This window comes from Nonomuraea sp. NPDC049684 (assembly GCF_044465345.1).
Classification (GTDB): domain Bacteria; phylum Actinomycetota; class Actinomycetes; order Streptosporangiales; family Streptosporangiaceae; genus Nonomuraea.
This window is the reverse complement of record NZ_JBITLO010000001.1, coordinates 652,805-661,943: the sequence shown is the minus strand read 5'-3', so window position 1 is coordinate 661,943 and position 9,139 is coordinate 652,805. Positions and strand designations below refer to the sequence as shown.

9 protein-coding genes and 1 tRNA gene are annotated in these 9,139 nt (G+C 74.0%); 3 read left to right on the top strand and 7 right to left on the bottom strand.

Annotation, left to right across the window (positions count from 1 at the left end; all coding sequences use genetic code 11):
• Positions 1-617: 617 nt before the first annotated feature.
• The 3 genes from ACIBST_RS03065 to selA form a co-directional block, all read right to left on the bottom strand.
• Complete coding sequence (locus ACIBST_RS03065) at positions 618-1,907, bottom strand: phosphatase PAP2 family protein (RefSeq protein WP_397168591.1); 1,290 nt, start codon at positions 1,905-1,907, stop codon at positions 618-620.
• Positions 1,908-2,026: 119 nt separating this feature from the next.
• Complete coding sequence (locus ACIBST_RS03060) at positions 2,027-2,464, bottom strand: DUF6463 family protein (protein ID WP_397168590.1); 438 nt, start codon at positions 2,462-2,464, stop codon at positions 2,027-2,029.
• Between the two features lie 115 nt (positions 2,465-2,579).
• Positions 2,580-3,890: an L-seryl-tRNA(Sec) selenium transferase gene (selA, locus tag ACIBST_RS03055; RefSeq protein WP_397168588.1), complete on the bottom strand. Its 1,311-nt coding sequence runs from the start codon at positions 3,888-3,890 to the stop codon at positions 2,580-2,582.
• Positions 3,891-4,018: 128 nt separating this feature from the next.
• Between selA and selD the strand changes: the two genes are divergently transcribed.
• From selD to selB, 3 genes are all read left to right on the top strand, one after another.
• Entirely contained in the window at positions 4,019-5,011 is a 993-nt protein-coding gene (selD, locus tag ACIBST_RS03050; RefSeq protein WP_397168587.1) for a selenide, water dikinase SelD, read from the top strand.
• A gap of 63 nt (positions 5,012-5,074) precedes the next feature.
• A tRNA-Sec gene (locus ACIBST_RS03045) sits at positions 5,075-5,168 on the top strand.
• Between the two features lie 55 nt (positions 5,169-5,223).
• Positions 5,224-6,960: a selenocysteine-specific translation elongation factor gene (selB, locus tag ACIBST_RS03040; protein WP_397168585.1), complete on the top strand. Its 1,737-nt coding sequence runs from the start codon at positions 5,224-5,226 to the stop codon at positions 6,958-6,960.
• 24 nt (positions 6,961-6,984) lie between these two features.
• Here the strand turns inward: selB and ACIBST_RS03035 are convergent, their stop codons facing one another.
• The 4 genes from ACIBST_RS03035 to ACIBST_RS03020 are packed head-to-tail and all read right to left on the bottom strand — an operon-like array spanning position 6,985 to position 9,133.
• Complete coding sequence (locus tag ACIBST_RS03035; protein WP_397168584.1) at positions 6,985-8,028, bottom strand: hypothetical protein; 1,044 nt, start codon at positions 8,026-8,028, stop codon at positions 6,985-6,987.
• The gene (locus ACIBST_RS03030) at positions 8,010-8,402 is read right to left on the bottom strand and encodes a MauE/DoxX family redox-associated membrane protein (RefSeq protein WP_397168582.1); all 393 of its coding nucleotides are present in this window, start codon (positions 8,400-8,402) and stop codon (positions 8,010-8,012) included. Before ACIBST_RS03030 ends, ACIBST_RS03035 begins: the two co-directional genes overlap by 19 nt.
• Complete coding sequence (locus tag ACIBST_RS03025; RefSeq protein ID WP_397168580.1) at positions 8,399-8,941, bottom strand: hypothetical protein; 543 nt, start codon at positions 8,939-8,941, stop codon at positions 8,399-8,401. The genes ACIBST_RS03030 and ACIBST_RS03025 overlap by 4 nt, the downstream gene beginning before the upstream one ends.
• Before the next feature lie 18 nt (positions 8,942-8,959).
• Positions 8,960-9,133 (bottom strand): hypothetical protein, encoded by a 174-nt coding sequence (locus ACIBST_RS03020; RefSeq protein WP_397168579.1) that lies wholly within the window; start codon positions 9,131-9,133, stop codon positions 8,960-8,962.
• Positions 9,134-9,139: the final 6 nt, after the last annotated feature.

Sequence of the window (9,139 nt, the reverse complement as noted above, 5' to 3'; positions counted from 1 at the left end):
CGCGACGCGAAGTCACCCTCCGGCAGGTCTGCCGCGCCGGGCGAGGTCGTCGCGCGGGCAGCAGGAAAGACGGGCCGCTCGTCAGGGTTCGACCCGGCGAGGGGCGGCTCACGGCTGAAGCCACGCCATTCCTATTATTTTGTCCGAAAGTCAGTCAAGGGATGAAATTTAAACCAATGATGGAATGCTGGTTTCGGGCATCGACAAAACCGGCTTCCGGTGGGTGTGTCTACGGACGGCGGACCTCCCCGGCTGGGCTGATGATCTCTGCCTGCCCTCGCGTTCTGGGGTTCTGCCACCCTGCGTGATGATCTTGTCCCTCTATGGAATGCCCGTAATTAGGGTTTCGGTCCTGACGTTTGACGGGGTCCCCGTCCCTATTGACTGATTGAGTCGGGTCCGATTCTCCATATCGGTCAGATCGGCGGTCATCCCGCTGGCAGTGGCCCCGCGGGGTGCTGACATCCGCCTGCCCCCGTCGTGTCAGGGCCGGAATCAGGAAGACCTCCCCGTGCTCGGCGCGCACGGGGAGGTCTTCGGAACGCCGCGATTCCGGTCTCAGCGGCGGGCGGGCGCCTCGCCCGGCCTGACCGCTCCCGGCTTCACCACTTCCGGCCTCACCGCTTCGGCCGGAAGTAGTGCCGCACCATGTAGGCGGTGACCTGAGCGCCGATCTTCGCGCCCTGCACGTCCGCCGTGCGCGTGTGGATGCCGCCCCACACGCGGGCCTCGATGACCTCGGCCAGGGCGTGGGAGAAGCCGTGGAAGCTTCTGGTGGTGCCCGAGTCGGAGCTGTGGCCGCTGAAGGGGATGTCGTCCCTGCCGAAGAAGTGGGCCAGCGCCGACATGCTGGCCGCCGTGAAGCACGTGTGCCCGGAGGTGTAGTCCGGGTGCGGCGGGGTGACGAGCAGCGGCGTCCAGTCGGGGTCGGCCGCGGTACGCGGGTTGCCGTCGGTGTCGGCCAGGCGGATCGCCGTGACCGGCCGCCAGAAGGCCCACGCCGCCTTCTCGTTGTAACAGGCGGTCGTGGCGTCGGCCTCGGCCAGGTCGACCATGGCGAACATGCGGGCCGCCTGGAGCGGGTTCAGGCGCCGCGTCGTGGCGAGCTGTCGCTTGATCTCCCATTCGGCCAGGTGCCGGTCGTGCCACCAGATCGCGGCCTGCGTCTGGTCCGGCGTCCTGACCGTGCTGTCCGCCCCGCCGATCCGCTTCAGCTCGTTGATGTCCTTGGCGTAGCGGGAGCTGGTCAGCGCGGGCGGCCCCGAGGTGCGGAACATCGACGCGCTGGGGATGAGGAACGGCTTGAGGTCGCCGACCCAGGCCCCGTCCGAGGCGTTGGTGGGCGGCGTCGGCCGCCACTGGCCGGGCCGGGTGCCGATCGGCCAGGTCTGGTCGCCGAACGCGCCGTCGTTCTCCCTGGCGGCGATCATCGCGGCCGCCGCCTGCTCGCCCACGGCGACGCCGCGTCGTTTCGCGTCGCCGTCGGCGATCGTGGCGAGGTATTCGTCGTACTGGGTCGTCAGCCGGGCCTGCTGGGCGGGGAAGAGCTTGTTCAGCACGCGGAAGGCCGCGGTGGCGACGGCGGCCTCCGTCGACTCCCCGCCGTCGGCCTGGGGCGCGGTCAGGTACGGCTGGTACGGGGTGCCGGCGATCGCGTTCACCGCGTCGTAGACGGCTCCGTGCACCATGGCGAAGCTGCGCGCCTGGACCTGCGGCTGCTGGCCGGCGACGTCCCAGATGGCGGTCTGGGCGTTGCGGTCCCAGACGACGACGGCGTTCCCGGGCGGTTGCGGGCCCGACGCGTACGCGGCCGACGAGCCCGGTCCCGCCGGGATGACGGCGGCGATGACGAGGACGGCCAGCCATCGTGCGATGACCGGCCGTCGCCTACCAGGTGATTGAGGCATTTGTGAAAATTACTATGTCGTCTCCAGGCCGTTAAGCGGCCGAATGAGCGAAAACCCGATAACGACACACCTGAAAAGCGGCCCTCGACTCCACCGCTGGTCGGCGCGGTCATGACCGTTCATGTTCCGCCGCGGACAGCACGCCGGGCGCGATTCTCCCGCACGGCGATGACATTCGCCGCGATGAGCAGCCCGGAAGGGACGATCGCGGTGATGAAACCACTCATTCCGATCAGGCCGACGCCGACGGCCCCCCAGGCGAGGATCGCCCAGCCGACATATCCGGGAACCGGCTGCCCCTGCCGTCCCGCCCGCGCCACCAGCAGGCCCAGCAGCGCCAGCACCACGACGAACCCGCCGGGCAGCGCCCAGAAGACGGCCTGCGACTCGCCGTCCGCGCGGCCGTCGCGCAGGTCTCCGGCGAGCCAGCCGGCCCAGGGGGCGAGGGGCGCGAACACGGCGACGTGCGCCAGGGCGATGAAGATCATGGCTCGTCCGGCCCAGATGGTGAGCCGGCTCGGCGGTGTGGCCCTCGCGAGCGGGGAGGAAGTGCTCATGCCCGCCAGCCTTTCGCCGGGGCCGTCCGGTGTGCTCCCCCGCGAGGGGGAGGCCGCTCCCTCTCCCGGGGCGGTCTCCGGCGACCGGCCACCGCCCCGTCCGCGGCGCGCCCGATCAGCTCTCCGGCCACGCGGTGAGGACGGCGGCCAGCAGCATGTCGTCGTGGCCGGACGGCACCGCGCGCAGGTCGAGCAGGCAGCGGCCGTCCTCCACCCGGGCGAGCACGGGCGGCCGCGCCCGGCGCAGGGCGGCGGCCGCCCGCCGGTCCAGCGCGACGGCGGCGCTCGGCAGGGACACCCCGGGCGCGCCCCCGCCGCCGACCACGCTCCCGCTGTCGACGGCCTCGGCCTCGATCCCCTTGTCACGCAGCCGGGCCGCCAGGTCCTCGGCGCGGGAGCGCAGCGTGGCCTGGTCGGCGTGCAGGCTCTCCCAGGTCGGCGTCGGCGGGCCGGCGACCGTGGCCTCCAGCGCCGCCAGCGTGACCTTGTCCACCCGCAGCGCGCGGGCGAGGGGATGGCGGCGCAGCCGCTCCACCAGGTCGGCGCGGCCGAACAGCAGCCCGCACTGGGGGCCGCCGAGCAGCTTGTCCCCGCTGGTGGTGACGAGGTCCGCGCCCTCGGTCAGCCAGCTCGTGACGTCGGGCTCGCGGGGCAGCAGCGGCTCATGGGTCAGCAGCCCCGAGCCGGCGTCGGCGACGAGCGGGACACCCCGCTCGCGGCACAACGCCGCCAGCCGCGACACCGGGACGTCGGCCGTGAACCCCTCGATCCGGTAGTTGGACGGGTGCACCTTCAGCACCAGGCCCGTCTGCGGCCCGATCGCGCCGGCGTAGTCCGCGAGGGCGGTGCGGTTGGTCATGCCGACCTCGCGCAGCCGGGCCCCCGTGGAGACGAGCAGGTCGGGAAGGCGGAAGCCGTCCCCGATCTCGATGAGCTCCCCCCGGCTGACCACGATCTCGCCGCCCGCCGCCAGCGCGGTGGCCGCCAGCGCGAGCGCCGCCGCGTTGTTGTTCACGACGTGGACCGCCTCGGCCGCGGGCACCGCGGCGGCCAGGGCGGCCAGCGCCGTACGTCCCCGCCTGCCCCGGCCGCCCGTGTCGAGGTCGAGCTCGACGTCGGTGACCCCGGCGGCCAGCTCCACCGCCTGGCGGGCGGCGTCCGACAGCGGGGCGCGGCCCAGGTTGGTGTGCAGCAGCACGCCGGTGGCGTTGATCACCGGCCGCAGGCCGGCGGCGGAGGCGGGCAGGGCCGCCAGCGCCGCGGTCAGGACGTCCTGCGGCGCGAGCTCTCCCTCCCTGGCCCGCCGCTGCGCCGCGACGATCACGGCCTTGACCCGGGCGTGGCCGAACCGCCGCCGGGCCTCGGCCAGCCGGGGGTCGGCGAGCAGCGTGTCCGTCCGCGGGATGGACCGACGATGGTCGGTCATGCCAGGGACGTCCGATTCGGCGTGGGAAGCACGATGTCTCCAGGTCTCGTACCGGGGCCGATCAGGCATCATATGATCAACCGCCGGAAAACCGATCATGACGGCCTTGATCGTCCTAAGGTGTGATCATGAAGAGGCTCACGCAGTACGCCCAGGGCGGCGGCTGCGCCTGCAAGATCCCCGCGGCGGACCTGGAGTCGCTGCTCGGCAACGCGCGAATGCCGGTCCCGCGAGAGCCCGAGGCGGAGCTCGTGGTGGGGCTGGAATCCGGCGACGACGCCGCCGTGGTCCGCACCCAGGACGGGTCCGTGCTCATCAGCACGGCCGACTTCTTCACCCCGGTGGTCGACGACCCCTACGACTGGGGCCGCATCGCCGCGGCGAACGCCCTCTCCGACGTCTACGCCATGGGCGGGCGTCCCGTGGTCGCGCTCAACCTCCTGTGCTGGCCGCCCGACCTCCTGCCCTACGACCTGGCCGCCGAGGTGCTGCGGGGCGGCGCGGAGGTGGCCGCCCAGGCGGGCTGCCATCTGGCCGGCGGGCACAGCGTCGTGGACGCCGAACCCAAGTACGGCCTGGCCGTCACCGGCGTCGCCGACCCCGACCGGCTGCTGCGCAACGACGCCGGCCGCCCCGGCCTGCCGCTGTCCCTGACCAAGCCGCTCGGCCTGGGCGTGCTCAACAACCGGCACAAGAGCACCGGCGAGGTGTTCCCGCACGCCGTGGAGACCATGACCCGGCTGAACGCGGACGCCTCGCGCCAGGCCGTGGCCGCCGGGATCCGCTGCGCCACCGACGTCACCGGCTTCGGCCTGCTGGGCCACCTCCACAAGCTGGCCCGCGCCTCCGGGGTCACCGCCGTGCTGCACGCCTCGGCCGTCCCGATGCTGGACGGCGCGGCGCAGGCGGTGAAGGAGGGGTTCGTCCCCGGCGGCTCCCGGCGCAACCTCGACTGGGTGGCCCCGCATCTCGACCCCGGCGACGTCCCGGAGGAGACCCTGCTGCTGCTCGCCGACGCGCAGACCTCGGGCGGGCTGCTGGTCGCCGGGGAGATCCCCGGCGCCCCGGTGGTCGGCGAGCTGATCGAGCACACCGGGCACACCGTCGTCATCCGGTCCTGAACGGGGCCGGGTTCGCGTTCTACGCGGGAGTTCGACGCCTTCCGCAGGTTTATGATCTCTTCCGGAGGCGTTTGGGAGTCTGGTGATCCTCCTGGTCTTCAAAACCAGTGGCGCCGAGCATCTCGGCGCGGCGGGTTCGATTCCCGTCCGCCTCCGCTGATCGGCGAATCGGGGGATGGTTTGCGCACGGATCGACCCGCCGCGGAGCCCGCGTGCACGTGATCGCGACGGCCGGGCACGTCGATCACGGCAAGTCGACGCTGGTCCGGGCGCTGACCGGCATGGAGCCCGACCGGTGGGCCGAGGAACGCCGCCGCGGCATGACCATCGACCTCGGCTTCGCCTGGACCACGCTCGGCTCCGGGGAGCGCATCGCGTTCGTCGACGTCCCGGGGCACGAGCGGTTCGTCACCAACATGCTGGCCGGGGTCGGGCCGTGTCCCGCGGTGATGCTGGTGGTGGCCGCCGACCAGGGCTGGCAGGCCCAGTCGGCCGAGCATCTGGCGGCGCTCGACGCCCTGGGCGTACGGCACGGCCTCGCGGTCGTCACCCGGGCCGATCTCGCCGACCCCGGGCCCGCCCTGAGGCAGGTCCGCGAGCACCTGGACAGGACCGGCCTGGCGGGGATCGACGGCGTGGCCGTCAGCGGACGCACCGGGCAGGGGCTCGGCGAGCTGGAGCAGGCCCTGGCCCGGCTCGCCGCCGCGCTTCCCGCGCCGGACACCGAGGACGCCGTCCGGCTGTGGATCGACCGGGTGTTCACCGTCACCGGGGCCGGGACCGTCGTCACCGGAACCCTGACCAGGGGCACCCTCCGCGTCGGCGACGAGCTGGAGACCGGCGGGCGGCGGGTCAGGATCCGCGGCCTCCAGACGCTCGGCGAGCAGGCGGAGCGCGTCCCGGCGACCGCCCGCGTCGCCGTCAACCTGCGTGGCGTCGACCGTGCCGAGCTGTCCCGGGGCGCGGCGCTGCTGACGCCGGGGGCGTGGCTGCCGGCCCAGGTCGTGGACGTGCGGCTGAACCCCGCCGTGGAGCGCCGCAGGCAGGAGGCGCACCTGCATCTCGGCTCGGCCGCCGTTCCCGTCCGGGTCCGCTTCCTGGGGCCCGACACCGCCCGGCTCACCCTCGGCCGTCCGCTGCCGCTCAGGGTCGGCGACCGGGGCCTGCTGCGCGACCCCGGCAGGCAGGAGATCGTCGCCGGCGTCCAGGTGTTGGACGTCCGGCCCCCCGCGCTGCGGCGCCGGGGGGCCGCGGCCGCCAGGGCTGCCGCGCTCGGCGAGGCGCCGCTGCCCGACGCCGCGGCGCTGCTGCGCTGGCACGGGCTGCTGACGGGAGGCGACCTGCGGGCGATGGGCTGCCCGCCCGCCGGGTCGCCGGTGGCCGGCGACTGGCACGCCGACCCCGGGCACTGGTCGTCGCTGGCCCGCCGGCTCGCCGAGCACGTCGCGCGGCGGCCCGCGCTCGATCCGGGGATCACCGTGGACGCCGCCGCCCACCTGCTCGGCCTGCCCGACCGGCGGCTCGCCGAGGCGCTCGTCAGGCCGCCGCTGGTGGTCGAGGGCGGGCGGATCCGGCCCGCCGGCGGGTCGCTGCCGCCCGCGATCGCCAGGGCGGTCGCGCAGCTCACCGCCGACCTGGCCGAACGCCCCTTCGACGCCCCGACGGCCGAACGCCTGGCGGAGCTCGGCCTCACGGGCAGGGCGCTGGCGGCCGTGCTCCGGTCGGGCGCCGTGCTGTCGATCGGGAAGAACGTCGTGCTCATGCCCGACGCCCTGGACAGGGCCGCGGAGACGCTCGCGGGACTGCCCGCGCCGTTCACCGTCAGCGACGTCCGGGTGGCCCTGGCCACCAGCCGCCGCGTCGCCCTTCCCCTGCTGGAGTGTCTCGACGCCCGGGGGATCACCCGGCGCGTCGACAACGACCGCCGGACCCTGCTCCCGCCCCGCTGACGCCGGGCGGAACCCGCGGGCCGCCTAGTGCCGGGCTCCGCCCGGCAGGACGACGGCCGCGAGGCCGGGCACGTCGAACAGCGGACGGTCGCCCGACGGGGAGAGCACCGCCAGCTCCTGCCTCCCGCGGACCTGGTCCTGGGGCACCTGGACGACGGCGAAGCCCCCGTCCACCGGCCCGACCGGGAACCGCCCGGCCGCCAGCGGCAGGCGGGCCACCCGCCGGCCCGTGACGTCGAACTCCAGGACGGTGATCCGGTCGCCGGAGTACTCCAGGGTGAAGATCCGCTCGCCGCTCACCTGGACGGACAGCCCGTGGTCGGCGTCGCTGAGGACGCCCGCGCCGGACGTCAGGGCGAGGGGGCGACCGGCGCCGGCGTGCTCCAGCGTGACGCGGTCGAGCGGCGGCCTGTCGTGCCGGCCGGTGTCGAGGAGGAGCGGCTCGCCCGACGGCAGCAGGCCGACCGGCTCCCGTCCGGGCGGCAGGTCGAGCTCGCGGGCGCGGCCGCTCGGGAGCTCCAGCGTCCGGTAGGAACGCACGTCGCCGCTGGCGTGGTAGCCGACGATCAGCCGCCGGGAGTCCGCCGACCACGCCCATGGGCTGTACGCGCTGTCCGCGCCGCCGCCGGACGGCGGTTCGAGCCGGTGGACCGCGACCCCGAGCAGGTCCCGGACCTCGTACCCGCCCCTGACGGGTCGCCCGAGCCAGCGCCCGTCGGGGGAGAGCGTGATGTTGCCGGGCGGGCTGACGGTCCGCGCGCCCAGCAGGAACTGCCGGCCGTCGGCGAGCAGCAGGAAGGTGGGGCACTGCGACTGGCAGGCCGTGTACACCAGGACGCCCCGCCCGGCGGGACCGGTGGCGGGCAGCGCCGGAGCCTGGGCGGGCGGCTGGACGGTGCGGGGCGGCGCGGCCACCGTCACGGAAGCGTCCGGACCGGCGGGCGGACGCGCCTGGAGGACGGCGAGGCCGCCGACGGCCATCATGACGACGGCCGATCCGGCGGCCAGCACCCCGCGGGCGCGCAGGGTGCGGAAGGCCGGGCCGGTTCTCAGACCGCGGCGCCCCACAGCGCCAGCCCCATCAGCAGGACCAGCGCCGCCCGGCCGAACGTGCGGACCGACGCCCGCTCGGCGGTGCCGAAGCACAGGCAAGGAGCCGCCTGCTCGCCCATGACCAGAAGATACGTCTGCGCCACCGTGAACGACAGGCCCAGACCCGTCCCGGCCACGCCAACGAGCACGTCGCCGGCGACGGGAGAGAAGGCGGCGAGGGCGACGAGCGCCTCCACGGTCACCACCGTGAAGGCGCCCGCCCGGGCCACCCGTCCATGGAGCCCGAAGGCCGCCAGGCCGCTCCGGAAGGCGCCGAGGTTGCGCGCCTTCCCGAACGCCGCCAGCACCAGGACGAGGCCCAGCCCGTAGCGGGCGACGAGGGCGATCATCCGATCACCAGCATCGCCACCACGGGCACCGCGAGCACGACGAACAGGACCTTCATCTTCGGCAACGTGAAGTAGAACGCCGTGTCCGCCTCCATCCGGTCCCGCGCGAGGGCGAAGGTCAGGAGCATCATCGCCCGCGCCGCCGCGAAGCCGGCGCCCGCCAGGAGCGCCTCCTGCCAGGACGCCAGGAACAGGATCGCCACCGCCATGATGTGCGGCAGCCCTGTCGGCGAGTACGTGCGCATCCCCGTGCCCATCTCGGCGCCGAACTGCACGGCGCCCCAGAAGGGAATCCTGGTGACGAACTGCGGCACGAGCCGCGCGTTCTGGAGCAACGGGAAGGACAGCACGTCCAGCTCGCGCAGCAGGAAGATCACCGCAGCCGCGGCGACCATGATCTGCAGAACCACTGCGGGGAACGGAGCCCGCAGCACGGAGCCGACGACCACCAGCACGAACGTGACGGCGCCCGCTCCCACGAACAATCCGGCGATGAAGCCGGCGACATCAGCACCCCGCCGGACCGACGAGGACAGCACCCAGGCGCTGTTCAGGCTTCAAACGGAGCCCGAGAGGGAGAAGCCGGCGACGAGGGCGGCCACCAGCCAGGTGAAGCCCTTCGTGTCCGCGCCCGCAACCCTCAGGTACAGCACCAGGGCCTCCGCCGCCACGATCAGTGCCAGTCCGGGCACCAGCAGGCGGACGGATCTTCTGGTGGCGGAGTCGCTCATGGACCC